This window comes from Otoolea muris (genome assembly GCF_943193115.1).
Classification (GTDB): domain Bacteria; phylum Bacillota; class Clostridia; order Lachnospirales; family Lachnospiraceae; genus Otoolea; species Otoolea muris.
Window position 1 is genome coordinate 104,443 of sequence record NZ_CALPCY010000002.1, and the last position, 25,472, is coordinate 129,914.

Here is a 25,472-nt window from a genome sequence, read left to right on the forward strand (position 1 = left end):
GCTTCACCAAATCAACGCAACGCGCCGGCATGCCAGGTTATTTGTTCTCTCCCGCTATTTCCTCTAAATACCGCCTCAGGGCGTCCTGCCACGGCGGAAGCCGCTTAAAGCCCTTTTCCTCCAGCTTATCCTTGCTGATGCGGCTGTTCATCGGCCGCCTGGCCTGGCCCGGGTACATGGCCGTGTAAGCCTCTGTGCTGACCGGCGTCACGGAAACATGTTCCATGCCCGCCTGCTTAAAGATCTCCGCCGCAAATTCATACCAGCTGCACAGCCCCTCATTGGTGGCGTGATAACGCCCGTACTGCTCTGTCTGAATCATATCCACCAGAAGCCGCGCCAGGTCAAAGGTGTAGGTCGGGGAACCGATCTGGTCGTCAACCACGCTCACCGCGCCCCGCTCCTTTCCAAGGCGCAGCATGGTTTTGATAAAATTCCTGCCGTTTACGCCAAATACCCAGGCGATGCGGACAATGAAATATTTCTCAAGCAGCTCCTCGATCGCCAGCTCGCCCTCATATTTTGCCTGGCCGTAGACATTCAGCGGATCGCGCGCGTCGTCCGGCTCCCAGGGGCGCGTCCCCTGCCCGTCAAACACATAATCTGTACTGATGTACATCATCTTAATATCCAGCTCGCGGCAGACTTTCGCAATATTTCCCGTCCCCTCTGCATTCACCTTCATGCAGAGCTTTGGATGCCTCTCTGCTTCATCTACTGCAGTATATGCGGCGCAGTGGATAACGGCGCCTGGCCGGGCCTCTGCGATCACGCGCCTGCAGGCTTCCGGATCCGTTATGTCCATCTCATCCACATCCGCGCCGATCCCCTCGATCCCGCGCCTGGCCAGCTCGTTCATCACATCGTGGCCAAGCTGTCCCTTTGCTCCTGTCACAAATACCTTCATTCTAATCGATCTCCATACATTTTTTCAAAATAACGGCTGTATTCCCCGCTTATAATGTGCTTCCACCAGCTCTCATTTGCCAGATACCACTCGATTGTCTGGCGGATGCCTGTGTCAAAGCTGTACATCGGCTTCCATCCAAGCTCGCTCTCAATTTTTGTCGGATCAATGGCATAGCGGCGGTCATGCCCCGGACGATCCTTGACAAAGCGGATCAGGCTTTCCGGCTTATCAAGAGCCGCCAGGATCGTCTTCACCACCTCCAGGTTCGTCCTCTCGTTGTGGCCGCCCACATTATAAATCTCGCCCACGCGGCCTTTGTGGAGAATTAAGTCAATCGCCCCGCAGTGATCCGATACGTGAAGCCAGTCGCGCACATTCGCCCCGTCGCCGTAAACCGGAAGCTCGCCGTCCGCCAGGGCCCGGCTGATCATCAGCGGGATCAGCTTCTCCGGGAAATGGTACGGCCCGTAATTATTGGAGCACCTTGAAATGGTCACAGGAAGCCCGTAGGTCCTCTGGTACGCCAGCACAAACAGATCCGCCGCGGCCTTTGACGACGAATACGGGCTTGATGTGTGAAGCGGCGTCTCCTCTGTAAAGAACAGATCCGGCCGATCCAGCGGCAGATCCCCGTACACCTCGTCCGTCGATACCTGATGGTATCTCTGAATCCCATACTCCCGGCAGGCGTCTAAAAGCGTTGTAGTTCCCATCACATTGGTGCGCACAAAGGCTTCCGGATCCGTAATGGAACGATCCACATGGCTCTCTGCCGCAAAATTGACGATCATGTCCGGCCGCTCTTTCTCAAACAGCTCAAACACAAATTTCCGGTCCGCGATGTCCCCTCTCACAAACTGGTAATTCGGCCTGTCCTCCACAGGCTTTAATGTCTCTAAATTCCCCGCGTACGTTAAGAGATCCAGGTTCACGATCTCATAATCCGGATATTTATTCACCATGTGATGCACAAAGTTGCCGCCAATAAATCCGGCTCCCCCTGTTACTATAATTTTCATCCTGCTTTCTCCTTTATCATTTCCGCGCCGGGCGGACAGCCTCTCTTAGAGCCGGCGCCGTGCCGCCCTGCTTCTAATCCTGATGCAGCCTGTCCACGTATTTACCGTCCAGGACATCCTTTAAATATTTGCCGTACTGGTTCTTTTTATACACCTCATACGCCGCCAGCACCTCTTCCCGGCTGATCCAGTCGTTCAGATAGGCGATCTCCTCCAGGCAGGCAATCTTGCGGTGCTGGTGCGTCTCCACGGTCTTCACAAAGCTCGTGGCCTCCACAAGGGATTCGTGTGTCCCGGTATCCAGCCATGTAAAGCCCTGCCCCAGAAGAATTACGTCCAGCTCCCCGTTTTCCAGATAAATCCGGTTCAAATCTGTAATCTCCAGCTCGCCTCTCGCCGACGGCTTTAAATTCTTTGCGTATTCCACCACACGGTTATCGTAAAAATACAGGCCCGTCACACAGTAATTCGATTTAGGATGCGCGGGCTTTTCTTCGATCGAAACCGCCTTGCCCTGATCGTCAAATTCCACGATGCCAAAGCGCTCCGGATCGTCTACATAGTAGCCGAATACCGTGGCCCCGCTCTTCTTTGACGCGGCCCTTAAAAGGCGCTTTTTCAGTCCCTGGCCCTGGAAGATATTGTCGCCCAGAATCATGGCGACCGAATCGCTTCCGATAAAGTCTTCCCCGATAATAAATGCCTGCGCCAGCCCGTCGGGGCTCGGCTGCACGGCATAGCTTAAATGAATCCCAAACTGGCGGCCGTCCCCGAACAGCTCCTCAAACCGGGGCGTGTCATCCGGCGTGGAAATAATCAGAATATCCCGGATCCCCGCGCTCATCAGAACTGACAGGGGGTAGTAGATCATCGGCTTATCATAAATAGGCAGAAGCTGCTTGGACGTTACCTTTGTCAGCGGATACAGGCGCGTTCCCGAACCGCCCGCCAAAACAATTCCCTTCATGGTTTTCTCCTTGTAATTTTTGTTGTATCATTTGCTGGTGTTGCGCTACACGTACTATAGCATATTGAAAAGAGGATTGTAAACTGGTTCTGGGGGAAAATTATTAAATTTTTATTACAGGAGGGAGAGTTGGAGGAATGTTTTTTATTTTAGGGGGGGTGGAGCGAAGGGGATGTGGGATGTGAGTTGCCGTGAAAGGGCAGCCAGTGTCAGATTTGATATCCATAAGGAACCCCGCTTCCGCCCGGAGAAAAAGCGCAGCGGTACTAAGATCGAAAAGCCCCGCTAAGTGCCGGCGGTTTTCTATGGGTTCCTTAAGGATATCGAATCTGCCTCTGGCTGCGTTATTGGCAATGAATTTCAGTATTCCTCTACCGCATAAACAATGGTTCTTGCGTCCGGGAACTCGTAGCTGCAGGTTACAAACGAATATAGCCTTTGGGGGGCGTTCACGGGAAGCTCCCGAAAGGCGCAGTTTTTCGTCATTTCATCTATGTACTGCCGAAACCCTTCCTCTGAAGGGAACTCGGTTCTCCTTTTTTCCCCGTCCGCATTCCCGTACAGGGCTGCCACCGTGCGCAGGCGCAGCTCCCTCTGCGGCGTATAGAGGATAATCTCCCTGTGGCTGTTAAAAAAGTCCTCTTTTTTGAATTTTACCAGCTCTGCGAACATGCTTCCGTCTCTCATGTGATGTCCATAGAAAATAGAATGCTTCCCTGTCAGCGCACCGTCGCTGTCGCAGTCCAGGTAAATCGCGCCCGACGCGCTCGCGTTTTTGTCGAAGCCTGTTGTCAAATACGTGTCATTATTGTCGGTCTGTACGATCGGATAGTCAATCTCCGTTCCCGGAATCGTCAGCCAGGCGATTGTCTCCGGGTTGATTTGGCGCAGGGCGGTGAAATCAATTGGCGGCTCGTATTTTTCTGATTCTCCTTCCTGCCTCATCCCCTGTGCTCTCTGCCGGCGTTCCCCGTCTCCTGCCGCCGTTTCCCGCTGCCGGTCTCCCCCTTTCACCCTGTTTTCCCACTGGCGCCCGGCCGGTCTCCGGTCAGGGGAATGGGCGGAGGAATAAAGGAACTGGGACAGAGCCAGAAACGCAAGCGACGCTAAAATGGCGGGTCCTGCTGCGCGGCTGCGTTTGTGACTGTCCCTGGCAGTTCCTCTTTTTTTATGTGATCGCGTATATGTGTCCTCCTTAATGAAATCTCTGTCATTATTCATGCTGTCTGAGCTGTCACAAATTCAAGCCATTGCAGGCTCATATTCCGTACAGCTTCGCATCTTTGTTCTTTAGTAGCCGAATCTTCCCTCCAGCGACTCGTCCTGTTCGATCCAGTCCTTTACCTCAATCACCCTGTAATCGTTCTTATTGTCGCGGATATAGACGCGTTCAATCCCGGCGTTTATAATCATCCGCTTGCACATGGAGCAGCTGCATGAGGACTCCACATAGTCCCCGGTGCGGGCGTCAATCCCTGTGAGGTATAGCGAGGCACCTATCATCCGCTCCCTGGAGGCGCTGATGATGGCGTTTGCCTCTGCGTGGACGCTGCGGCACAGCTCGTAGCGCTCTCCTCTGGGCACTTTTAACTCTTCCCTGATGCAGCGGCCGATATCCGTACAATTCTTCCTGCCCCTGGGGGATCCGACATAGCCTGTGGAAATCACTTCGTCATTATTTACAATCACACTTCCGTAATGCTTGCGCAGACAGGTGCTGCGCTGCGACACCATCTCCGCCAGATCGAGATAATAATTTACTTTATCGCGTCGTTCCATACCTTTTTTCCTCCTCATGCCGGTTTATCTTAAGTCCGGCAAATAATTCCTCAGAATGGCATCCTTTGCTGTAATATGCCGCAGGCATGGTTACAGCCATTGTTTTTCCAAATCTTCTTGGCCTGCTCGAACAGATAAGCGGTCTGTCTTTTCCAATACGGCTGTTCGCATATTTTATAAAATTCTGTCTTATTCACATATAATTCAGAATTGACAGAAACTGCAAACTGCTCATTTCCAGGATTTCAGTAGATTCCCATGTCTGTACGCTCCTCATTTTCCGGCAAAATCAACTGCATTCATATGGACTCATCTGCTTCAAGTTTACTAAATAAATATATCTTTTGCAAGCCATATTCTAAATATTCACTACCCTTCCTCCGCATCCGCTGCAGCCCGGTACAAACTTAGGAACTGTCAAGAAATAACTTTTCATATTGCTTGTCTTTTTCTCCGATAGTGCTGCTCAAAAATCAGTTACATAGCCCACTATGCGCCTGATTTTTGAGCAGCACTCTCGAAGAAAAATCCTGCGCACTATTGAAAAGTTATTTCTTAACAGTTCCTTACTTTCTCACAAAAACATCCGATATATTCATTAAGCAGGGAAAATTTCCCTGGCTGCCGCGCGCCATATTAGCGTCATACTTTCGCTGCACGGGGCTGTACATATAAAATCAATTCATAACACGAAAGAAAAACAGTCAATAAGGAAGGAGAAGATGAAATGACAATTGGCGGATGCAATCTTTTTATGGGCGCATATGCGGAACGCATGGCTGGCAGAACCCCCGGTTCCCGGCTTCCAATCAGTGAGGACAGGGAAAAGGAAATTACAAATCAGGTAACCGAAGCATGGAAACAGATAAAATCCTCCGGGAATAAACAGGATTCCGTATCCATTTCAGAGGAAGGAAAAGCTTTTTTATGCAGCGATGCGGTTAAGGATAATATGCAAAAATCCAGCGCATTGGTAGAAAAAATGTATACGGACAATGCGAAGCTCCAGGAAAAGCTGCAGCAGACTGACCCGGACGATCCGTTCTGGAGCAATACCGGGAACCAGTGGCTGGTATTCAGCGGGCGTCTCCACAGCAATGGCTTTTACGACGCCATGTCCGATGAAGAGGTGATCGCAGTTGAAACACTTCTCGATAAACTGACCTGCGGCATGGACGGGGTGAGCAGCAGTCTGTATCATACCGGACTCAACATTTACGCCGGCAATGAGCCGGGCAAAATCAATACCTCCGGATTTGATCTGTTTAATGAAACCAGCGGAGCGCTGACCATGGATCTGGAATCATCCGCCGCTGCGCTGAAATATTTCGGCGAAACACACATTGCCGATGAAGCATTGCGGGATGAGTTTAACGGGCTGGTTGACAAGTATTATTCCCACAACGCGGAGATATTAAAAGGATATCAGTCCCCGGCTGAAAAGATGCAGAAGGCGATCAGCAATATACACAGCGGCAAATATCCAGACTCTGCCGTTTTCAATAAGAGCAGCCAGAATGCAATTGAACAGTATTCCGAACGCTTAAATGCACACAGCCATTTAGGCGGCGTCTCCCATGCCACCGAAGAGGAAAACCAGTATAAAAAGGATATCTCCATCCTGTTTGAACAGTTAAAACAGGGAGCTTCCGGGTGGGATGATATGTGGAAAAAGCTGGAGAATGCGCTTGTGGACTATACTTCCGACAACAGTGACAGCGAGAGTGTCCGGCAGGCTGTGTCAGAGCAGGCGGATGTGACATTTGATCGCATGAAAGGTTACTGGTCGCTTTTAATGAACCGGTAAACTGATAGCTGTTCAGGCTGTCTGAACGGTTACTTAAACTATAGCGGACAGCAATGGCCTGCTTTCAGTAAGTGCTTATATGACAGGGGATTCTATGAGGGGATGGAGAAAGATGAGATCTTGGAGATAGAATCCATGTTGTCAAAGCTCACAAATTCTATGGATATATTGAACTACACCACTATAAGCAGCCTGGCTCCTGACAGGTGCTGCTTACGGATATTTTTTATGGAGGCGTCTATGCGCCCCGTGATTACGATGAAAGCGCGGAAACAATGTTATAATGCCAGGACTGAACGCTTACCAGCTTTTACCATCACATTAACGAGCGGGATTCCTTATGGATATAGAAGCTGCCACAGGCGGCCTTTTCATCCCCCATCACACACAACCCGCGAAAAAGGAGAGCGCCCCGTTCCCCGGAGCCTCTCCCCTTTTCCATGCCGCTTGTAATGAACTTTTTTGCCTTCCTGTCTCTATCATCAAAATAAAACATAAAGGCCCGTCTCATGCCCGGGCCGCCGCCGTCCGCTCCTTTTCAGGCATCAGCATCCCCCGGCAGCGCCCCCTGTCTCTATCTTGTTTCTACCTCTTCTTCGCCTCCAGAAAATCATTCAGCTCCGTATTGAGAACATTTGTGATAAACATATGCCCCGGCGCGTGCGTCACAACCAGCGGAAGCTTTGCATTCTCTATCGCCGCCTGCGGCGTTACCCCGCAGGCCCAGAATACCGGGATCTCGCCCTCGCGGATCTCCACGCTGTCGCCGTAATCCGGCCTTTTGATATCCCGGATTCCGATCGCCTCCGGATCGCCGATCTGCACCGGCCCGCCGTGTACATTTGGATACCGCTCCGTGATCTCCTTCGCCTTTTTCGCATTCTCCGGCGTCATGGGCCGCATGCTGACTACCAGCGGCCCCTCAAAGACGCCCGCCTTCTCGCAGGCGATATTCGTCTTGTACATGGGCACATTGCACCCCAGCGCTATATGGCGCACCTCGATCCCCCCGCGCATCAGCGCTTCCTCAAAGGAAAAGCTGCAGCCAATCAGGAAAGCGACAAAATCCTCCTGCCAGAGCGCGGATGCGTCTGTAACCTCCTCTGTCCGGATTCCGTTTCTGTATACAAAATACCTGGGTATATCGGTTACAATGTTCGCGCCCTCTCCCATATCATGGATATCCGGCGTCCCCTCCACTACCTCCAGAATCGGGCAGGGTTTGGGGTTTTTCCTGGCAAATTCCTTAAAATCCTCCGCGTACCGTTTCGGCAGAATCACCAGGTTCGCCTGCGCATAGCCGGCGCACATGCCGGCAGTCGGATAATCAATCTCTCCGGAGCGGATGAGCTTCCATATCTCCTCCGGAGCGGTCTTGCTGTAATCCTTCATCCGTACTTCCTCCTTTTTTACGGTTCGCGCTCCGGTACAGCATTGCATTAATCCGTGAGTAAACAGCACTCGCGAATTAATGCAGCGCCGTACTGGCCCTCTCCGCCTACCTTAAGCCGACGGTCTCCTCCTCGAGCTCCACAATAAACTCGCTCCCGTCAACCACAACCTTATATTTTCCGGCGCGGCTCCAGTATTTGCCCGCCTCATGCGCGACCGCCGTATGGATCGCCGCGTCAAGCTCTTTACATGGCTCGGGCGCTTTCTCAAAGCGTTCCTTAAGAGCTTTATAGTTCGCTGCCTGTTCTACATAAAGCCTCTGCGCCTCTTCGATGGAAACACGCTCAAATTTTACTTTATATCCCGGCCTCGACTGGGCGATCTTCGGCAGATCCACGGAAATAACGGCCGCGATCTTGGTGTAGCCGCCCGTGGTCTGATGATCGGCCATCATGATGATCGGCTGCCCGTGGGACGGCACCTGAATCGCGCCGAATGCGATCCCGTCTGTGATGATGTCCCCGCCGTTTTTGTGTTCAATCACCTCGCCCTCGAGACGGCAGCCCATGCGGTCTGATTCGTTTGTAAAGGCATAGGAGGCGCTTAAAAAGGTCCGGATACCCTTGTCCGTAAAGCAGTCGTCCTGGGGGCCCATCACGACGCGGATGGTCTGTTCCCCGGATACGAATTCCTCCGGAACAAGCGTTCTCTGCCGCATATTCGGAAGAACCGTCTTCGGCGCGCTAAAGCCGATCTCGTCGCCGCTCCCGAGCTTTCTCCCCTGATAGCCGCCCACCTTTGACTTCAGATTCGTGGACTTGCTGCCCATCACGAGCGGGATATCGAGCCCTCCGGCAAAGGCAATGTACGCCCGGCTTCCGCTTACCATGCCCGTAAAGCTTAAGCTGTCGCCCTTATGGGCCAGAACAGCCTGGTACATCGGCAGGTCTTTTCCGTTCAGCTTCGGTCCCAGATTCCCGCCGGTTACTGCGATGATATTGTCCTCCGTAAAGGAGATCATGGGCCCCATGAGGGTTACTTCGATAACTGCCTCGTTTTCATCGTTGCCCACAAGGATGTTCGCCAGCGCGGCGGAGCGCTGATCCATCACGCCGGATACGGACATGCCCGCTTCCTGAAAGCCGATGCGCCCCATATCCTGAACCGTTGTCAGGAAACCGCCGTTTGCAAATTGAATGCCCATCCCTACACCTCCTTATCGTAAACGACATATTGGTACGTCTTCTCTGCGACTTCGCGCTCAATCCGGTCGTACTCGGCCTGCGTCACGGACTTAAAGCGGATGTACTGGCCCGCCTCTAAGAGAACCGGCTTTTCCCGGTCCGCATCATAAAGCTTTAAGGGCGTTCTTCCGATCAACTGCCATCCTCCCGGGGAATCTACCGGATAAATTCCTGTCTGTTCTCCGGCAATGCCCACGGATCCCCCGTCGATCCGGACTCTCGGGCTTTTCAGCCTCGGAGTCGCGATCTCCTTGCTCATGCCGCCCAAATAGGGGAAGCCGGCTATAAAGCCCAGCATATAGATCAGATAATCCTCGGATGTGTGGATCCGGATGACCTCTTCCACGGTCTTATGATTGTGGGATGCCACATTTTCAATATCCGGCCCCATCTCCCCGCCGTACAGAACCGGGATCTCGATCACGGTCGGCGGCGGAATCTGAATGCTTGAAAGAGAGCTCATCAGGCTTTCAAATTTTTCCGTGAGCGCCTTAAAGCCGATGATTTCCGGCTTATAATGCACAAGCAGCGAGCGGTACGTGGGAACCGTCTCCACGATCCCGTCGATCGCGCTTTGCTCCACCGCAATCTTAAACGCCCTGATCCTGGTATTGATCTCCGGGCTGATCGCATTGCCGAATTCCACGCACACCGAGCAGTCGCCTGATACAAGGTATCTTACTTCGCTCATATTTTTCCTCCACTGTCCTACCCAAAAATAGTTAAAATGTTGGGAACCGCCTTGATTCCCGAGTAGCCGGTCAGAAGCACCACGCATAAGCCCAGCACAATCAAAACCGTCGGATGCTTATAGTCCTCGCCCACAATATCCTTTCTTCTGCTCGCCAGAAGGATTACCAGCAGCGTCAAAGGCAGGATCAGGCCGTTTACAGAGCCTGCCAGCACCAGAAGCGTGGCCGGCTGTCCAAGCAGTGTCATAATAATCGTCGATACAGCGATAAACCCGATCACGAACCACTTCTCATTCTCCATGATAAACGGATGCAGCGTCTTTAAGAAGGAAACCGAGGTATATGCTGCGCCGATAATGGAGGTGCAGGCGGCAAAGAATATAACCATTCCGAAAATGAAGTAGCCGATATTCCCTGCTCCGCCCTTAAAGGCTGCCGCCGGCGGGCTGGCCACCCATTCCGGGCTGCCGACAATCTGCGGCATGGCTGTGACAACGCCTAATACGGCTAAAAACAGCAGGATCCTCATGGTTCCGGACACGCCGATTCCCATCAATACAGACTGGCGCACCTTCGGAAGATCCTTCTTTCCCGAATAGCCCGCGTCCAGAAGACGGTGCGCGCCGGAGAAGGTGATATAGCCGCCGCAGCTTCCGCCAAGGAGCGTAATCATCGGGAATACGAGCCCCGGCGCCTCGCTGAACTTAAAGAGGCTGACCACCGCCTCGCCGACCGGCGGCTTGGAGCGGAAGGCCACAAACAGCACCACCACTATCATAATACTTCCCAGGTATTTTGTCATCTTATCCATGCCGTTTTTTGCATCCTTGGATAAGAAAATGAGAATACCGATTGCGCCGCCGATGATGGTGCCGGCCTTTAAGGGAAGTCCAAACATTACATTCAGCCCCGTGGCCGCGCCGCCGACATTTCCGATATTAAATACCAGGCCGCCGAGGGATACCAGGAATGCGATGAAATATCCCAGTCCCGGAAGCACTTTATTGGCAATATCCTGTCCGCGCATGCCGGACACGCCGATAATGGACCATATATTGAGCTGCGTCGTGACATCCAGAAGAATGGTACACACGATAACCATTGCAAAGATTGCGCCGTACTGCCCCGTGAAGGTGGCTGTCTGGGTTAAGAACCCGGGGCCGATGGCGGATGTCGCCATCAGGAACGCCGCTCCAAAGAGCGCGGTCATATTATTTGAAGAGCTTTTTTTCTTTTCTGACATAACGATATCCTTTCGTGTTAAAACAGGTTTTTAATCTCTACGCCCTCAGAAACAAGCGTCTCACGGATATTTCTTACAAACTCCAGCGCCTTGGGGTTGTCGCCGTGTACGCAGATTGAATCCGCCTTGATCGCGATATCATTCCCATTGACGCTCTCCACCCTGCCTTCCTTAACCATGCGCACCACGCGCCGGATCGCCAGATCCTTGTCCTTAATCACTGCGCCCGGAAGCTTCCTTGAAACCAGCGTTCCGTCATCGTTGTACGCGCGATCCGCAAACACCTCGCTCGCGGCGCGAAGACCTGCTGCCTCAGCGGCCTCAATCATCTTAGAACCGGCAAGGCCCATGAAAATGATATCCTTGTCTACCTCATAAACGGCCTCGCACATGGCTCTTGCAAGCTTCTCATCCACAGCCGCCATGTTGTACAGCGCGCCGTGCGGCTTTACGTGCTGGATTTTCACGCCCTGGCTCTTTGTAAACGCATATAATGCGCCCAACTGGTATTTCACATACGCCTTGGCCTCTTCAGGCGTCACTGCCAGATTCCGGCGTCCGAAGCCCATCAGATCCGGAAAGCCCGGATGCGCGCCCACGGCTGTCCCGCACGCTTTTGCCAGGGCAATCGTCTTCTCCATCACCAGCGGATCCCCCGCATGCCATCCGCAGGCCACGTTGGCGGATGAGACATATTTTAAGATTTCCTCATCCATCCCAAGCGTGTAATTACCAAAGCTCTCCCCTAAATCACTGTTCAGATCCACGTAAAACATATACATATCCTCCTCTTCCTCGCTGCGGCAGTTCATGGCATACAGCGCCCGGATTGACCGATTCGCCGGCTTCACCGGCTGCCACCCCTCTGATTCACGAGCCGTTTTGGCCCTGTCCTCTATATTTTATCTGTCTTTTTTTATTATTTCAAGATCATTTTGTATTATTTTTTATATTTTTTTATTTTAACTAAAAATTCGTGCAAATTCGCTCGCTTTTGCTGTGCGAATTTGCACGATGTGAGTTTTTGCACTGTTTATTATGGCAGATCCGTCTCTTTGAACGGCACAATCCAATGAGGACGCAAATGAATATTCCGGTCTGGAGCAGAGCCCGATATGGAATATTACTCCCTCTCCATCCTCCTCTTCATAGAAAACCGCGTCGTCCCCAAAAGAGCCGCCGCCTTTGTCAGATTATTATTGCACAGCTTCAGCGCCTGATCCATATACCTCTTTTCCAGAGCCGCCACCTCCTGCTCCAGGCTCACAGGGCCCTGCGTCAGATCCTTCAGATAATAGCACTCCCCTCCGGGCGGCGCTGCCTCTTTGGAGGCCGGAACCAGCTCCACATGCTTTTCCAGCGTATTCCCCTGGCTGAACAGGAAACAGCGCTCGAAAATATTCTTCAGCTCCCGCACATTCCCCTTCCAGTCATAAAGGAGCAGCTCGCGCATAAAATCCGGATCCACCCGTTCAATGCCTTTGGCAAACGCCTTATTATAATAATCCAGATAATAGTCGCAGAGCGCCGGAATATCCTCCCTGCGCTCTCTGAGCGGCGGGATCACGATCTGCATCACATTCAGTCGGTAAAACAGATCTTCGCGGAACGCCCCTTCCTTTATGGCCTTTTCCAGATCCCGGTTCGTGGCTGCCATGACCCGCACATCCACCTCCGTATCCTCCAGAGCGCCGATCCGCTTAAACCGCCTGTCATCCAGAAAGGTCAGGAGCTTGGCCTGCATGGACATAGGCAGCTCGCCGATCTCATCCAGAAAAACCGTTCCCCCGTTCGCCAGCTCAATCAGCCCCTTTTTGGTCTTCAGCGCTCCCGCAAAGGCCCCTCTCTCGTATCCGAACAATTCGCTCTCCAAAAGGTTTTCCGGAATCGCCCCGCAGTTGATCCGCACCATCAGATTATCGCTCCGGTCGCTGTGCGCATGAATCAGGCGCGCCACAATCTCCTTCCCGGTTCCCGTCTCGCCGCGCAGCAGCACATTGACCGTCGAATTCGCCCCCAGCACGCGGATCTCGCTGCGTATCTGACTGGCGGCCTGGCTGACGCCGGTAAATTCCTGGGGCTTTCCTTTCAAAAATTCCAGGGAATCGCGGCTCTTCATCTGATCCAGGCAGCGCCTGACCATGAAATCCACCTCATCCATATCAAACGGCTTGAGCACATAGTCGCACGCGCCTTTCTTAATGGCCTCCACGGCCTGCGAGACAGAGCCGTAAGCTGTCATCAGGATAATCTGGATATCCTCGTCTATCTGTTTAAAATCCGGAATCGTTTCCATGCCCACGCTGTGCTCCAGCAGATTATCGAGAAGCACCACCGCGGGGTGATACTTTTTCACATACTCCAGCGCTTCCTCCACCGACGCCACAGAAGCCGTGTCGTGCCCCCTGTCCCGCAACCCCTCCTCCAGGGTATAGCGTATCAGAAATTCATCATCTACTATTAAAATCCGTTTCATCACGCCTCCTGTAAACGGCAGCCTGTCCCGGGTGTTCAGGCAATGCTGTGCCCGCTTTCTCTGCCGCCGCTCTTCCTGAATGTGAGAATGACTCTCGTCCCCTCCCCGGGACGGCTCGCCATCTCGATACTCCCCTCATTTTGCTCCGCCAGACGCCTGACGATCGAAAGCCCTAAGCCGATTCCATTTATGCTCTTTGTATAAAACGGTTCCATGGCCTTTGAGAGCTCCTCCTGCGTCATGCCTTTCCCGTTATCCTCAAACACGATGCGCGCCGTATGTTCCGTTTCCTCGCCCGAGACACGGATTTTCCCCTCGCGTCCTGGTTCCATGGCCTTTAAGCTGTTCCCGGCCAGATTGTGAATCATCTGACGGAATTCATTCTCATTTACATAAGCCTTAAAGCCCGCCGGAACCGTACACTCAAAAACCGCGCCCTGTTCTCCGGCCCCTCTGGCATAAATCATGGCGATTTCCTGCAGCGTCCGCCCCAGATCCACCTCCTCCCGGACCGAATCCTTTTTCACAGACAGCGTAAACAGGTTCATGATCAGCGCATTTACCCGGTCGATCTCCTTGATCATACTCTCGCAGAGCATCCGGTCCCCGTCCTTTTCGGCCCTGCCATGCAGGAGCTGAATGCCGGAACGGATGCCTGCAATCGGATTCTTGATCTCGTGCGCCAGAGTCGCCGACATCCGGCTCGTGTACTCCATCTTTGTATAATTGTCCATATCGTGCAGGAGCCGTTCAAAGGTCACAGCCAGCTCCCCCAGCTCATCGCGCCGCTTTACCGTATCAAAATGATAGCTTCTGTAGCTTCCTTTATTAGCATTGATCGCACGGCAGGTCCGGCTCATGCTGCGCACCGGCCGCGTGATATTTTCGGAAATAAAAATACTGGCCTGGATGATGATTAAAAGCGCCGCAATGGCCCCGACCACCACATAATTCTGCTTTTCCAGAATCTCCTCGGCAAATTCCTTTTCATCAATCAGAAATTCCAGCTTCCAGCCAAATGCGTTCCCTCCCTCATTGGTCTGGAATACCTCCATCCGCTCCCGGTCCTCCCATTTTGTCACCCGGTTTCCGTCCGCATCCGTGATCCGCACCATTCCCCGCCCATAGTAGCGGTATTTCCCCCGCACCGCATCCTCGTGAAGCTTTCCGTGCAGAAAATTCAGATCCCGGTTGATCTCATCAAACATTACCAGGGCAAGCGTTCGCCGGCTGTCCCTCTGTATCGTATAGCCGCTGTAATACGAAATCACCCCAAACCCGCACAGCACCACGATCCCCACGATCAGAAACGGGATCATCACCTCATTTTCGATCTGGAAAAACCACCGCTTGACCCGTTTAATCATCCCTCTCACGCTTCTCCTCCTTCCTCCCCTCAATCAGGGGAATCACAAGAAAGACCGCGCTGGAAATGACCGTGGCCGGAAATGCCCAGTACACGGGAAGCTCCCTTCCCCACAGCGCCGCAATACACACAAGGCCCGCCAGAAACGCCCCCCAGGCCCCCTTTCTCGTCCCTCTAGGATACAGAAAGGTTCCGTAAAAGAGCGGCGTACACACCACGGAAAACACGCCCCAGATATCCGCCCCGAACAGCAGCGTATTTTCAGGCGGGTTTAAAGACAATACAAGGGACAGCGTCCCTCCCAGAAAAATAAAGCCGCGCGCCAGCCTCAAAAGCGTCTCCTCCCGAATCGGCTTTTTCGCCATCTGTCCCGCCACATCATAGGAAAGCATGGAACCAATCAGAAGGAGCTGCGAATTAGCCGTGGAAACACAGGCCCCGATCACGCTGATCAGAAAAAAACCGCTGAACCTGGAGCGGATCAGATGATGAATGGCATAGATAAAGATATCGTCCGTGCCACAGTATGTATCCAGATGGGGAAACAGGATCTTAAGCCCCAAGCCGATCTGCGTCAGCAGGAAATAAAAGACAGCCAGGAAGCACAGGGCATAGATGATCATCCGTTTTGCCGTCCTCTTATCCTTTGCCGCTGATAAGCGGATCAGGTACTGAGGATTCGTCGCCAGGCCCATTCCCCAGCCAAAAAACATGGTTGTATACATAATCCCCGAATAGCCGCCGAAAAAGCCGCCGTAGCTGACCGAAACGCCGCCCTCCATCATCCTCTGTTCAACCAGGCGCGTCGTCATAAGCCAGCTTCCTTCCACGCGCCCCATGATCACAAAATAGATGACCCCGATACTGACGGACAGCATGATCAGATTGCACGCATCCGTTTTTGTCACAGAATTAAAACCGCCAAAGGTGGAATAGAGGATAAACAGATAAACAAGAAATACAGCCACTTTATAGTCGATATTCAGAAGGCTGGAGGCCGCAATCCCAAAGCCCTTGATCTGGATGACCAGATACATCACATACCCGCAGGAAAAAAGAACCGCCGAGGCCGCCTGAAGGCCCTTTGAGCGGTAGCGTTTCCCTATCAGCTCCGGGATCGTAAAGACCTGGCGGTCATGCAGACGGTCGCTGACGGCAAACAGCATAACCGCCCCGATAAACCATGGGATCACTGAGGTGGCGATCACCGAGGTCCCCTCCAGATAGACATTCCCCGTATAGCTCAGGATCGTCGCCGCCGAAATCCAGGTGCCCACAAATGTAAAAAAGAGGCGCAACAGGCCGATATTCCGCTCGCCCACAAAAAACTTGGAGACAGAATCGCTTTCCCCCAGCGAGGACTTTCCGATGAAGAGAATGACCAGAGAATAGACGCCGAAATACACCAGATACTCAAATGTTTTGCTCATACCTGCCCTCACCCCTCATGTTTTTCATACGCCGCCAGCAGCCATTTTGCCCCGCCTTCTTTACCGCCCGCCGCGCTGTCCTCCTGTCCCTCAGGCAGACGCCCGTCCTGACGGCCCGGCGCTTCAAGCCGGTAAAAGCCATACCTCTGCCCCGCCTCCAGGCGTCCTCCCGCATCCGCTATGCGCACCTCCTTCGCCCCGTTGCGGTATGCCTGATGGATCACCCGTCTTGCCAGACCTGCCAGCTCGCTCTCCTCACAGCGCAGGATCGTTAAGTACGCCGGGCCCCCGCCCGGAACCTCCTCCTGATTCAGGATATAGCTCCAATGCCGGTTCTCTCCCGCTATCTGCGGCGCCAGCTCTTTCTCGTACTCCAGTCCGACCAGCGTAAGCCCTCTGGCCGGAATCGTCGGCCCGGACGCCGCCCGGTCGCGCGCCTCCAGAATCTCCTCCACATGCTCCGGCGGGTAAACGCCCATCCCGACTTTCACAAGCGTTCCGGCAATGATCCGGACCATATTGTAGAGGAAACCGCTCCCGCTGATCCGAAGCGTGAGCATATCCCCGTCCTTTTGCAGATCCAGGCTGTAAATGGTGCGCACCGTCTCCTCCGCCTGAGACCGCGCCGTACAGAAGCTTTTGAAATCGTGCTCTCCCACAAGATAGGCCGCCGCCTGCCTCATCTTGTCCACATCGAGCTTAAAATAGCAGAAATGGCTGTACAGGCGCTGCAGCGGCATATCGATCTTCCGGTTCAGAATCCGGTATTCATACGTCTTCACACAGTTCGCCTTGCGCGGATGAAAGGTCAGGGGAACTTCCCTGGAGGACTGGATGCGGATATCGTCCGGCAGCCTCTGATTCAGGGCAAAACAAAACTTATCCCCCGGGATCCGGCTCTTTGTGTCAAACACCGCCACATTCCCCATGGCATGAACCCCGGAATCGGTCCGGCTCGCGCCCGTCACCTGGATCGGCTCCTTTAAAAGCGCGGTCAGAGTCTGATTCAAAACCTCCTCAATCGTCACCCCATTCGGCTGGAGCTGCCAGCCGCAGTAATTTGTGCCGTCATAGGCCACAACCAGTAAAATCCGTCTCATCGATCCCCCCTGTATACTCAGCGTGCCGCGGGTATCTGAATCGCCGCCCCGCCATACTCCGTGCGCCGGCCCCGAGTTTCCAAAATGCCGCCGCGCCATATTCAGCGTGACGGCCCCAGGCTTCCAAAAGCCGCCTTCCCTTACAGCCGGCTCAGCACGATCACGCCCGCCAGATAACACACGCATATCCCATACGCCGTCCAGTCGCGCGGCGCGTAGCGCAGCGGCTTCATCTTCGTCCGCCCCTCGCCGCCCCGGTAGCACCTGGCCTCCATCGCCATCGCCAGATCCGTGGCCCGGCGGAAGGCGGATACAAACAGCGGCACCAGAAGCGGAATCATATTTTTAGCCTTCTGAATCAGATTTCCCGACTCAAAATCAGCGCCCCTCGCCATCTGGGCCTTCATAATCTTATCCGTCTCCTCCACCAGTATGGGGATAAAACGAAGCGCAATGGACATCATCATAGAGATCTCATGCACCGGAACGCCGATCCGCTTTAAACCGCCCAGGCTCTTCTCCAGGCCGTCTGTCAACTGATTCGGCGTTGTACACAGCGTCATGATTGACGAGCCGACGACCAGATACATCAGGCGCATGCCCATAAAAAAGGCCAGCGCCGCCCCCTCTCTCGTCACCCGCAGAAAGCCGATGCGAAACAGCTCCTCCCCGTCCGTCAGAAACAGGTTAAAAGCGATGCTGATCAGAAGCAGGAGCACAATCGCCTTTAAGCCCCTGACAATAAAGCGGAACGGCACCTTCGACAGCTTCACCGCCGCTCCCATAAACACCGTCGCCGCCAGATAGCACAAAAGACTGTTGGCAAAAAACAGCGAAATAATAAAAATCATGGTCCCAAACAGCTTTGTCCGCGGATCCAGACGGTGAATCACCGAATCCACGGGATAATACTGCCCGATTGTAATGTCCCGTATCATTGGGTCTTATTTCCCCCTTTATTTAAAAGCGACAGGATCGCATCCCTCGCCTCTTCCACGGTCGTGATCGAATCATCAATGGGAATTCCCCGTTCCCTCAGCCCCTGGACCACGTACGTAATCTGAGGCGCGGCCAGGCCCATGGACTCCAGCTCCCGGTAGTGGAGGAACACCTCCCTCGGGGGCCCGTCGAACACCTTTTCACCGTGATTCATCACCATGATCCGATCCACATACCTGGCCACGTCCTCCATACTGTGTGATACAAGAAGGATCGTAAGGCCGTGCTGGCGGTTCAGGCGCTCAATCTGGTTCAGGATCTCGTCCCGGCCTCTGGGATCCAGCCCCGCCGTAGGCTCATCCAAAATCATCATCTCCGGGCGCATGGCCAGCACTCCGGCGATCGCCACGCGGCGCTTCTGGCCGCCGGACAGCTCAAAGGGCGACCGCCCGTAAAAGCTCTCGTCCATCCCCACCAGGGACAGCGCGTGCCTGGCCCTCTTCTTAACCTCCTCCTCCGAACAGCCCAGATTCTTCGGCCCAAAGCAGACATCTGAAAATACGTCCGCCTCAAATAGCTGATGCTCCGGGTACTGGAACACCAGCCCCACCCTGCCGCGCAGCTCCCGAAGCTTATACCCCTCGCTGTAAATGCTCGTCCCATGGTATAAAATATCGCCGCTGTCCGCCTTAATCAGCCCGTTCAAGTGCTGGATCAGGGTGGACTTGCCCGACCCGGTATGGCCGATCAGCCCCACAAACTCCCCGTCCTTTATCTCAAAATTCACATGCTTCAGCACATGATGCTCAAAGGCCGTGCCGGGGCCGTAGGTGTAATCCAAATCAATTGCTTTTATTGACATCATTCATTCCCTTCATCCCGAGAATAACAGTTCAGGTTGTCTGAACGGTTACTCCCGCGCTCCAAAAGCGGAACCAGCGCCTCTATCAGCTCTTCCCTGGTCAATATCCCGTCCGGAAGCGCCACGCCCTCCTTCTTAAGCTCAAACGCAAGCTCCGTCACCTGCGGAACATCCAGCCTCCATTCCTTGAGCCGTTCCACGCATGAAAAGATCTCCCTCGGCGTCCCGTCCATGACCACAGAGCCGCCTTCCATCACGATCACGCGATCCGCGTCAATCACCTCTTCCATATAATGGGTGATCAGAATCACCGTGATCCCCTCGGCCCGGTTCAGATCATGTACGGTCCGGATCACCTCTTTGCGCCCGTTCGGATCCAGCATGGCGGTCGGCTCGTCAAGGACAATGCACTGCGGCTTCATGGCCATCACGCCCGCAATCGCCACCCGCTGCTTCTGTCCCCCGGACAAACGGTTGGGCGAACGCTTGCGGTACATGGTCATCCCCACCTTCTCAAGGCTTTCATCCACCCGCCTCCAGATCTCCTCTGTCGGGACGCCGATATTTTCCGGGCCGAAACCCACGTCCTCCTCCACCACATTTCCGATAATCTGGTTGTCCGGGTTCTGAAATACCATCCCCGCCGTCTTTCTGACCTCCCACAGAGCCTCCTCATCCGATGTGTCGAGATCGGAAACCCAGATTGTCCCCTCTGTCGGGAGCAGAATCCCGTTCAAATGCTTGGCCAGCGTCGATTTGCCGGAACCGTTATGTCCCAGCACAGCGACAAAGCTTCCTTTTTCAATCTCCAGATCCACATGGTCAATAGCCCGTTTTACCTCCTCGATCCTGTCTTCTTCATCGCGCTTTATATAATCATATACAAGATTTACTGCTTTAATAATGTTCATCGCCGCTCCCTTTTGCCTCTCGTACTGTGCTGATCCGTTTTGTTCTGTTTTGTCCTGTCCGGGTTGGGTTGATTACGTGAATGCCAAAGCCACGCCGCTTCCCGGGCAGTGTGTGGAATTGGAATGCTGCGTATTTGTGTAAATTGTAGATGAATTTTCTGATGGCGTCAAGTAGAAACGAATGAAACGTTTAAGAAAGGTGGGGGATACTGTGGTGGGGCGTTGTTCAGAGTAGAATTGACGGGCTGTTGGTAAGTTATGCTTACAAAAAAGAGTCGTGAAAGGGACGCCGGAAGCAGGCGGTATATCCAACGAAACCGCGCTTTCGCTCAGAGAAAAGCGCAGCGGACGCCTTGTACAGCCCTGTGTATACAACGATAAATTTCAGGGCCCGATCTTTGCGCCAGCGGTTTTCTATGGGTTTCTTATGGATATACCGCCTGCTTCCGGCTATGTGGCTGGCAGGCCGGGAATCATGCAGAGGAGCCGATCTTCTATATGAATGAACGATTGTCAATGTTAATACATCTCCGCCCAAGCTGGACTGGAATATTCATTCCCGCCCTCATTGGGATTGATTTTTCATTTTATAAGAGAGCTCTGTGTTATAACATAACATGTTTCGTGATTGGCATTCTGAACAGCCTGAACAATGTGCAGCCTCCGGCTGAGCAACTCCTCCTGGCTGAGCGCGGTCGGCGCGATATAAACCGGTATTGAACCCTTTTCGTCCGTCAGCACAGCCTTTTGATAAAAAGACATATTGGCAGGCAGGTTTGAGGAAGATGGTGAGAAGCGAAGGCGAAAGTCGCCCGCTCCTTCAATCCGGGAGAGCATTCCATAGAGGAAATATGTTTTCCTTCGTTCTTCTCTCCCGCCGCCCTCCTGATTTTTCTCCGATTCGGCCTGGCTCAGCATTGCAGATTCCGATAACTCCCACTGTCCCGGCGCAGGGCCGGCGTTATATTCCGCCTCGTCGGTCAGCCTGATCTGATACCACATCGGCTGGCTCCCCGCATCCTGCTTTACCACACGGGCCGTTGCATAGATCCCCGAGCGCTGCGCGCCCCATTCACTGAACCAGGACAGCCGCCCGCTATATTGTTCCGGCTCAATTACCTGTCTGTAACCGGCCTGTATCTGTTCCTGTAAACCAGACGCCGCCTGCGGATCGCTGCACAGGTCTGAGGCCAGCCGCCATATTTCAGGCAATTCCCTTTCCAAAAAATAATTGTACTCCTGCTCTGTCAGCGTAATCCCATTCTCAGGCAGGAAATGAATATTCAAACCGATTGTCTCCACATGAGAGCGGTAAAGGAGGAACTGGCAGCATATCCGCTGCCCCTGATTACATAGCTCATAACGCCGCGCCTCCGAATATATCGATTCTGCTGACCCCTCCAGTTCTGTTCCCGCATCCTTTAATGTCCACTGTTCAAGGCCGGAGCGGGAAATAATGTCAGCGAATTGTTCTGGCGTCGGATACAGAAATGCCGCCGCTTTTTTCACTGACATGAAACAGATTCCAAGAAAGAAGAACAGCGCGAAACATATAAGGGATAAATATCTCTTTTTCATTGGCATACACCTTTTGGAAAAGGTAAAACTATCGTATTATGAAATTAACAATACCCTTCACAATATGCCATCGCCATATGTGAAATTACTGAGCGGAACACTAAACCTTCGTTGTTATATTCATCTTGTGAAACACCAGATGCTAATTCCATTTCGAGAAACAGTTTATTGCTATTTGAACATATGTATCTGGTATGTTCTTCGATAACAACAAAAATAAAATCTTTAGTTGTACCTACATTATACTTATCACTTTTTTCGTTTTCAATGACTCTAAATATGCGAAACCGCATTTCATCCGGCTTTATTTGCAATTCCATATTTTGAACACAATGTGTTGCATTATTAGTCAACATTTGCAAATTATAATAGGGAAAATTTTTAAAAGAAATTTCCTCAACATCCACCTTACTTTTTAAAATATTTATAAGTTCAAAGGTTGATTTTATCCCTATTGGTATCATTTTTTTAAACTTTTTTACTTGTTCAGCATATGTCATTAAAGTCATTTCCTTAATTAATTTCTCCTAATTTTCCTACTATAGCTGCGGATAACCATGATCCAGAGCCCAAATTATAGCCTTTTAATCCTGAAAATTTTACTCTTGCTTGTGTTTTGTCAGTAGGAATATCAACGGTTCCTATTAATACAGAGCCAATACTGGCAGCTGGAACATTTATCGTTTGCCCGGCGATATTACCATATTCTTTTGCAACTAAAGCACTCCCATTATCTACAACAACTTTAGTAAATTTCCATGCATTATATAAATCGGAACCAGACCAATGCAGATAAATCTGACACTCTTCTGATGTACCATTTCTGTGTATTGTAGCATAGAGTACAGATTTCTCTCTAGTCTTATTATCAGATATCTCACCAATTTTCACCCAACTGTTCTCTGAAATCTCTACGCTATTAATTGGTAATACAAAAGTTTCTCCTTGCCTCTGCCGATTTGATACATTGTCCGTATCTGCAAAGGCTGAGATAGACACAGCAAATACAACAATAGTCGCTAATAAAAATGTAGAAACTCTTTTTAACATTCATTCTCCTCCTTTATATATTCAATATTTATAATACACATTTAAATATTGCCATATATAACGCCAAATGTCAATTAGTACATGATTCTCATTAGGGCTGTTTCACGAATGATGTTACTTTTCACGGGTCGGGGAAATTAAGGTATGACAACCAAGGGCTCTTGTGAGCCCCTCATTTTTCTATATCCTCAGATAGAACCTCTTATGAAGCTTCCGGTTTTTGGACTTTCGGTTTCGCCGTTTTCTTCCTATTAAATATTTCTTTTACCGACTGGTAAAGATTCTCTCTATTCTCGATCCTAAAATGATCAAGCATGCTTAAGCATTCACAAAAGTAGGCTAACTGCTCAAAACTCCTCAGAGAAATTGCCTGGTTTATTTTTCCTTTTAATACCCTTGCCTTTCGTTCGCACAGATTATTATCCGGATCCACCAGGGAATTTGACAGGAACAGCAGATGGTTATGCCGGTATTCCACCATCCGCAGATACAGATTGTATCCGTCACGGTAATAATCGGATGGCGGGCTCTCTTCATATTCTTCCGCTACTGTCTGGACAATGGCGTCATACCTTTTTTCAAACTCTGCTGTCTTTTCATACGCGCTCCCTTCTTCCGGCGCGCGATTGTTTTCATGGATCATTTCCTGTATGAGCTCCAGCATCTGCCTGTTCCATGTAAACCCCAGCTCATTCTCCATACTGTCCCTGAGGTGACGCTCTATGTGTACCATACACTCCTGATGGTCTGAGCCATATCTGTAAAAACACGCCTCATGATCATGGATCAGTATCCCTGCGAACGTCTCTGCCGGGGTTCACCTCTGTTTTATGACGACTTTAACCAGGGGGGCCCATTTTTAATTATTGGACACCAGCCCGTCGGATATTCTTTTCAGTCTCTGGACTATGCTTTTGGGAATACTGGTTTCAGCAAATATTTCCTAATCTTTTAAATATGGCTCTGCTGTGCACTTTCTGTCAGATTCCCGTGCTCAGTCCGCTAAGAACTTTATTCAGGTATTCCTGGTCGTAGCCGCATTTTTTCCTCTTGCTCGCGATTCCCATACGGCAGCTTTTTTCCTGCTTCAGCAGATTTGTTCCTATTAGCAGTCGAGATGAGCTATATTATATGTTGTTTTTATTATAGCGTGGCGGGTATGTAGCCAGAGTCCGATTCCAAACCCATAAGGAACCCGTAGAAAACCGCCGGCGCTTAGCGAGGTCTTTTCGAGCTTAGCGTCCGCTGCGCTTTTCTCCGAGCGGGAGCGGGGTTCCGTTGGGTTTGGAATCGGACTCTGGCGGCCCTCTCACGACAGACAACGCCCCGCAACAATTCACTTCGCTTAACTAAATACCATTGCCGGCTGAACTACAACAAGTCAACACCCCCGCGGCTCTGCAGCGCTGCAAGCAACGGGGCATCAAACTTGCAGCGCTGCAAGCAACGGGGTTGTTGACCCTCGCGGCAGTCGCCAAATGTGCATGCAGGCATGCCCACTTGGCTCGTTGCTCGCGGGAATAAACACCAAAAGCCCACAGGAATCACACACTCTTTTGGATGTCTGGTTTTCGCAGCATACCGTACAGCCGCCTCCACCGCGATGTTCAGCAAGGAATTCTTTTTTCCAATTCTCCACCCCTACTGCCTCTTCCCATCCGCCCCCAACTGATACCCGTCAATCACCACATCCGAAGCCATGCTCCCATCCTCATAAAAATAATACCATTCCGCCGGCGAAGCCTGATACCACCCTACCGCCACAGCCCCTGTGGAATCAGCGAAATACCGCTTCCCGTCCAGCTCCAGCCATCCGGTCTGCATCCGGCGTTCGCTGTCCATATAATACCATTTCCCATTGATCTGACGCCATCCGGTCACGGCAAAGCCATCATGGTCGAAATAATACCAGATTCCCTGGATATAGCGCCACCCGTCCGATACCGCCGCCCCGCTTTCGTCCATATAACAATATCCGTCATTCCGGCGGAACCATCTCCCCGCGGCCTGCTTCCCGCCGCTCTCAACCAAAACCGCTTTGGAAGCCACATACTCCCCGTTTCTCCGAAATGCCGCGTCTGCGCTGTTCTGGGAGGTTGCACGCACTTCAAAATAATAGCTGGCCTGACCGGGCATATAATGGCTCAAATCAACGCTTGTGCCTCCCATAGTGAGAGTCGTGACATATTCCCCCTCGCCCCGGTACAGCCGGATCTGGTAGGCCGTGGCATAGGGCACGCTGTCCCAGACGGCCATTGTCTTTGCGTCATCGCTCCATCCGGCATGCTTCGTCTTTCCAAGCTGCACCACCGGGACATAGGACGCCTCTACGGTCACTCTCCCATCCGTCTCCCGTCTCGCCTCCTCAAGCATGGCCCCGCTCACCGCCTCCGGCGGCAATGCGCCATCCGCAAAGGAATATCCCGTTTCAGGAGACAGCGTCACCTTCGCCGTAACCGCCTGCCCCGGCTGCCATGTCCCCGGTTCTGCGCTCCAGGCAAGACCGTCCACCCGATATCCCTCTCCGCCCGTCACAGACGGCTCGAGCACCGCGCCCGCCTCCGTATCATAGCAGTCCCGGAACGTAATCCGGATATCCGATATCACCGTATCCGCAAAAGCGCATAAACTGCCCCCAAGCGCCATAATGCCTGCCGCCGCGCCAATCAAAAGAGCGTTTGCCCTCCCTCTCAACATATATCAACCC

23 protein-coding genes and 2 pseudogenes are annotated in these 25,472 nt (G+C 52.3%); 1 reads left to right on the forward strand and 24 read right to left on the reverse strand.

Annotation, left to right across the window (positions count from 1 at the left end; all coding sequences use genetic code 11):
* Window positions 1-37: 37 nt before the first annotated feature.
* The 6 genes from rfbD to NFS31_RS27345 all read right to left on the reverse strand — a co-directional run bounded on the left by rfbD (window position 38) and on the right by NFS31_RS27345 (window position 4,775).
* Window positions 38-907 carry a dTDP-4-dehydrorhamnose reductase gene (gene rfbD / locus NFS31_RS02260; protein WP_251491153.1) on the reverse strand — a complete coding sequence of 290 codons (870 nt, stop codon included), beginning with the start codon at window positions 905-907 and terminating at the stop codon, window positions 38-40.
* Window positions 904-1,929 (reverse strand): dTDP-glucose 4,6-dehydratase, encoded by a 1,026-nt coding sequence (rfbB, locus tag NFS31_RS02265; protein ID WP_251491156.1) that lies wholly within the window; start codon window positions 1,927-1,929, stop codon window positions 904-906. Before rfbB ends, rfbD begins: the two co-directional genes overlap by 4 nt.
* A 73-nt stretch (window positions 1,930-2,002) precedes the next feature.
* Window positions 2,003-2,896, reverse strand: a complete 894-nt coding sequence (gene rfbA, locus NFS31_RS02270; RefSeq protein WP_251491159.1) for a glucose-1-phosphate thymidylyltransferase RfbA — start codon at window positions 2,894-2,896, stop codon at window positions 2,003-2,005.
* Between the two features lie 360 nt (window positions 2,897-3,256).
* Window positions 3,257-3,910: a class B sortase gene (srtB, locus tag NFS31_RS02275; protein ID WP_251491162.1), complete on the reverse strand. Its 654-nt coding sequence runs from the start codon at window positions 3,908-3,910 to the stop codon at window positions 3,257-3,259.
* A 276-nt stretch (window positions 3,911-4,186) separates the two neighbouring features.
* Window positions 4,187-4,675 carry a deoxycytidylate deaminase gene (locus NFS31_RS02280; protein WP_251491165.1) on the reverse strand — a complete coding sequence of 163 codons (489 nt, stop codon included), beginning with the start codon at window positions 4,673-4,675 and terminating at the stop codon, window positions 4,187-4,189.
* Entirely contained in the window at window positions 4,659-4,775 is a 117-nt protein-coding gene (locus NFS31_RS27345) for a hypothetical protein (RefSeq protein ID WP_334303039.1), read from the reverse strand. Before NFS31_RS27345 ends, NFS31_RS02280 begins: the two co-directional genes overlap by 17 nt.
* A 627-nt stretch (window positions 4,776-5,402) precedes the next feature.
* On the opposite strand from NFS31_RS27345, the gene NFS31_RS02290 reads away from it, so the two are divergent.
* Window positions 5,403-6,482, forward strand: a complete 1,080-nt coding sequence (locus NFS31_RS02290; protein ID WP_251491168.1) for a hypothetical protein — start codon at window positions 5,403-5,405, stop codon at window positions 6,480-6,482.
* 316 nt (window positions 6,483-6,798) lie between these two features.
* Here the strand turns inward: NFS31_RS02290 and NFS31_RS02295 are convergent, their stop codons facing one another.
* The 18 genes and pseudogenes from NFS31_RS02295 to NFS31_RS02380 form a co-directional block, all read right to left on the reverse strand.
* Window positions 6,799-6,978, reverse strand: a complete 180-nt coding sequence (locus NFS31_RS02295; protein ID WP_251491170.1) for a hypothetical protein — start codon at window positions 6,976-6,978, stop codon at window positions 6,799-6,801.
* Between the two features lie 89 nt (window positions 6,979-7,067).
* Window positions 7,068-7,874 carry a putative hydro-lyase gene (locus tag NFS31_RS02300; protein ID WP_251491173.1) on the reverse strand — a complete coding sequence of 269 codons (807 nt, stop codon included), beginning with the start codon at window positions 7,872-7,874 and terminating at the stop codon, window positions 7,068-7,070.
* 106 nt (window positions 7,875-7,980) lie between these two features.
* Window positions 7,981-9,078: a 5-oxoprolinase subunit C family protein gene (locus NFS31_RS02305; RefSeq protein WP_251491175.1), complete on the reverse strand. Its 1,098-nt coding sequence runs from the start codon at window positions 9,076-9,078 to the stop codon at window positions 7,981-7,983.
* A gap of 2 nt (window positions 9,079-9,080) precedes the next feature.
* Window positions 9,081-9,809 (reverse strand): 5-oxoprolinase subunit PxpB, encoded by a 729-nt coding sequence (gene pxpB / locus NFS31_RS02310; RefSeq protein ID WP_251491179.1) that lies wholly within the window; start codon window positions 9,807-9,809, stop codon window positions 9,081-9,083.
* A gap of 17 nt (window positions 9,810-9,826) precedes the next feature.
* Complete coding sequence (locus NFS31_RS02315) at window positions 9,827-11,053, reverse strand: NRAMP family divalent metal transporter (RefSeq protein ID WP_160225731.1); 1,227 nt, start codon at window positions 11,051-11,053, stop codon at window positions 9,827-9,829.
* Window positions 11,054-11,070: 17 nt separating this feature from the next.
* Window positions 11,071-11,829, reverse strand: coding sequence for a LamB/YcsF family protein (locus NFS31_RS02320; RefSeq protein WP_251491472.1), 759 nt, complete (start codon window positions 11,827-11,829; stop codon window positions 11,071-11,073).
* Between the two features lie 347 nt (window positions 11,830-12,176).
* Window positions 12,177-13,529, reverse strand: a complete 1,353-nt coding sequence (locus NFS31_RS02325; protein WP_251491182.1) for a sigma-54-dependent transcriptional regulator — start codon at window positions 13,527-13,529, stop codon at window positions 12,177-12,179.
* 35 nt (window positions 13,530-13,564) lie between these two features.
* Complete coding sequence (locus NFS31_RS02330) at window positions 13,565-14,896, reverse strand: sensor histidine kinase (protein WP_251491474.1); 1,332 nt, start codon at window positions 14,894-14,896, stop codon at window positions 13,565-13,567.
* Window positions 14,889-16,325, reverse strand: a complete 1,437-nt coding sequence (locus NFS31_RS02335) for a sodium:solute symporter family protein (protein WP_251491185.1) — start codon at window positions 16,323-16,325, stop codon at window positions 14,889-14,891. The genes NFS31_RS02330 and NFS31_RS02335 overlap by 8 nt, the downstream gene beginning before the upstream one ends.
* Before the next feature lie 365 nt (window positions 16,326-16,690).
* Window positions 16,691-17,425: pseudogene (gene truA, locus NFS31_RS02340) on the reverse strand (tRNA pseudouridine(38-40) synthase TruA); the annotation flags it as partial.
* A 140-nt stretch (window positions 17,426-17,565) separates the two neighbouring features.
* Entirely contained in the window at window positions 17,566-18,363 is a 798-nt protein-coding gene (locus NFS31_RS02345) for an energy-coupling factor transporter transmembrane component T family protein (protein ID WP_251491193.1), read from the reverse strand.
* Complete coding sequence (locus NFS31_RS02350; RefSeq protein WP_251491476.1) at window positions 18,360-19,226, reverse strand: energy-coupling factor transporter ATPase; 867 nt, start codon at window positions 19,224-19,226, stop codon at window positions 18,360-18,362. Before NFS31_RS02350 ends, NFS31_RS02345 begins: the two co-directional genes overlap by 4 nt.
* Window positions 19,226-20,137, reverse strand: coding sequence for an energy-coupling factor transporter ATPase (locus tag NFS31_RS02355; RefSeq protein WP_251491196.1), 912 nt, complete (start codon window positions 20,135-20,137; stop codon window positions 19,226-19,228). The genes NFS31_RS02350 and NFS31_RS02355 overlap by 1 nt, the downstream gene beginning before the upstream one ends.
* A gap of 582 nt (window positions 20,138-20,719) precedes the next feature.
* A complete protein-coding gene (locus NFS31_RS02360) occupies window positions 20,720-21,652 on the reverse strand; it encodes a hypothetical protein (RefSeq protein ID WP_251491200.1) in 933 nt (310 codons plus the stop codon).
* 107 nt (window positions 21,653-21,759) lie between these two features.
* Window positions 21,760-22,224, reverse strand: a complete 465-nt coding sequence (locus NFS31_RS02365; protein WP_251491204.1) for a hypothetical protein — start codon at window positions 22,222-22,224, stop codon at window positions 21,760-21,762.
* A 4-nt stretch (window positions 22,225-22,228) separates the two neighbouring features.
* Window positions 22,229-22,765 (reverse strand): hypothetical protein, encoded by a 537-nt coding sequence (locus NFS31_RS02370; RefSeq protein ID WP_251491206.1) that lies wholly within the window; start codon window positions 22,763-22,765, stop codon window positions 22,229-22,231.
* 202 nt (window positions 22,766-22,967) lie between these two features.
* Window positions 22,968-23,561: pseudogene (locus tag NFS31_RS02375) on the reverse strand (IS66 family transposase); the annotation flags it as partial.
* 845 nt (window positions 23,562-24,406) lie between these two features.
* The gene (locus NFS31_RS02380) at window positions 24,407-25,462 is read right to left on the reverse strand and encodes an N-acetylmuramoyl-L-alanine amidase family protein (RefSeq protein WP_251491208.1); all 1,056 of its coding nucleotides are present in this window, start codon (window positions 25,460-25,462) and stop codon (window positions 24,407-24,409) included.
* Window positions 25,463-25,472: the final 10 nt, after the last annotated feature.

Excerpts from the sequence above, each read along its gene's own strand:
- rfbD (WP_251491153.1), bottom strand. The coding sequence starts at position 907 with ATGAAGGTATTTGTGACAGGAGCAAAGGGACAGCTTGGCCACGATGTG.
- rfbB (WP_251491156.1), bottom strand. The coding sequence starts at position 1,929 with ATGAAAATTATAGTAACAGGGGGAGCCGGATTTATTGGCGGCAACTTT.
- rfbA (WP_251491159.1), bottom strand. The coding sequence starts at position 2,896 with ATGAAGGGAATTGTTTTGGCGGGCGGTTCGGGAACGCGCCTGTATCCG.
- NFS31_RS02280 (WP_251491165.1), bottom strand. The coding sequence starts at position 4,675 with ATGGAACGACGCGATAAAGTAAATTATTATCTCGATCTGGCGGAGATG.
- NFS31_RS27345 (WP_334303039.1), bottom strand. The coding sequence starts at position 4,775 with ATGGCTGTAACCATGCCTGCGGCATATTACAGCAAAGGATGCCATTCT.
- NFS31_RS02290 (WP_251491168.1), top strand. The coding sequence starts at position 5,403 with ATGACAATTGGCGGATGCAATCTTTTTATGGGCGCATATGCGGAACGC.
- NFS31_RS02295 (WP_251491170.1), bottom strand. The coding sequence starts at position 6,978 with ATGTTTTATTTTGATGATAGAGACAGGAAGGCAAAAAAGTTCATTACA.
- NFS31_RS02300 (WP_251491173.1), bottom strand. The coding sequence starts at position 7,874 with ATGAAGGATTACAGCAAGACCGCTCCGGAGGAGATATGGAAGCTCATC.
- NFS31_RS02305 (WP_251491175.1), bottom strand. The coding sequence starts at position 9,078 with ATGGGCATTCAATTTGCAAACGGCGGTTTCCTGACAACGGTTCAGGAT.
- pxpB (WP_251491179.1), bottom strand. The coding sequence starts at position 9,809 with ATGAGCGAAGTAAGATACCTTGTATCAGGCGACTGCTCGGTGTGCGTG.
- NFS31_RS02315 (WP_160225731.1), bottom strand. The coding sequence starts at position 11,053 with ATGTCAGAAAAGAAAAAAAGCTCTTCAAATAATATGACCGCGCTCTTT.
- NFS31_RS02320 (WP_251491472.1), bottom strand. The coding sequence starts at position 11,829 with ATGTTTTACGTGGATCTGAACAGTGATTTAGGGGAGAGCTTTGGTAAT.
- NFS31_RS02325 (WP_251491182.1), bottom strand. The coding sequence starts at position 13,529 with ATGAAACGGATTTTAATAGTAGATGATGAATTTCTGATACGCTATACC.
- NFS31_RS02330 (WP_251491474.1), bottom strand. The coding sequence starts at position 14,896 with ATGATTAAACGGGTCAAGCGGTGGTTTTTCCAGATCGAAAATGAGGTG.
- NFS31_RS02335 (WP_251491185.1), bottom strand. The coding sequence starts at position 16,325 with ATGAGCAAAACATTTGAGTATCTGGTGTATTTCGGCGTCTATTCTCTG.
- NFS31_RS02345 (WP_251491193.1), bottom strand. The coding sequence starts at position 18,363 with ATGATACGGGACATTACAATCGGGCAGTATTATCCCGTGGATTCGGTG.
- NFS31_RS02350 (WP_251491476.1), bottom strand. The coding sequence starts at position 19,226 with ATGTCAATAAAAGCAATTGATTTGGATTACACCTACGGCCCCGGCACG.
- NFS31_RS02355 (WP_251491196.1), bottom strand. The coding sequence starts at position 20,137 with ATGAACATTATTAAAGCAGTAAATCTTGTATATGATTATATAAAGCGC.
- NFS31_RS02360 (WP_251491200.1), bottom strand. The coding sequence starts at position 21,652 with ATGTCAGTGAAAAAAGCGGCGGCATTTCTGTATCCGACGCCAGAACAA.
- NFS31_RS02365 (WP_251491204.1), bottom strand. The coding sequence starts at position 22,224 with ATGACTTTAATGACATATGCTGAACAAGTAAAAAAGTTTAAAAAAATG.
- NFS31_RS02370 (WP_251491206.1), bottom strand. The coding sequence starts at position 22,765 with ATGTTAAAAAGAGTTTCTACATTTTTATTAGCGACTATTGTTGTATTT.
- NFS31_RS02380 (WP_251491208.1), bottom strand. The coding sequence starts at position 25,462 with ATGTTGAGAGGGAGGGCAAACGCTCTTTTGATTGGCGCGGCGGCAGGC.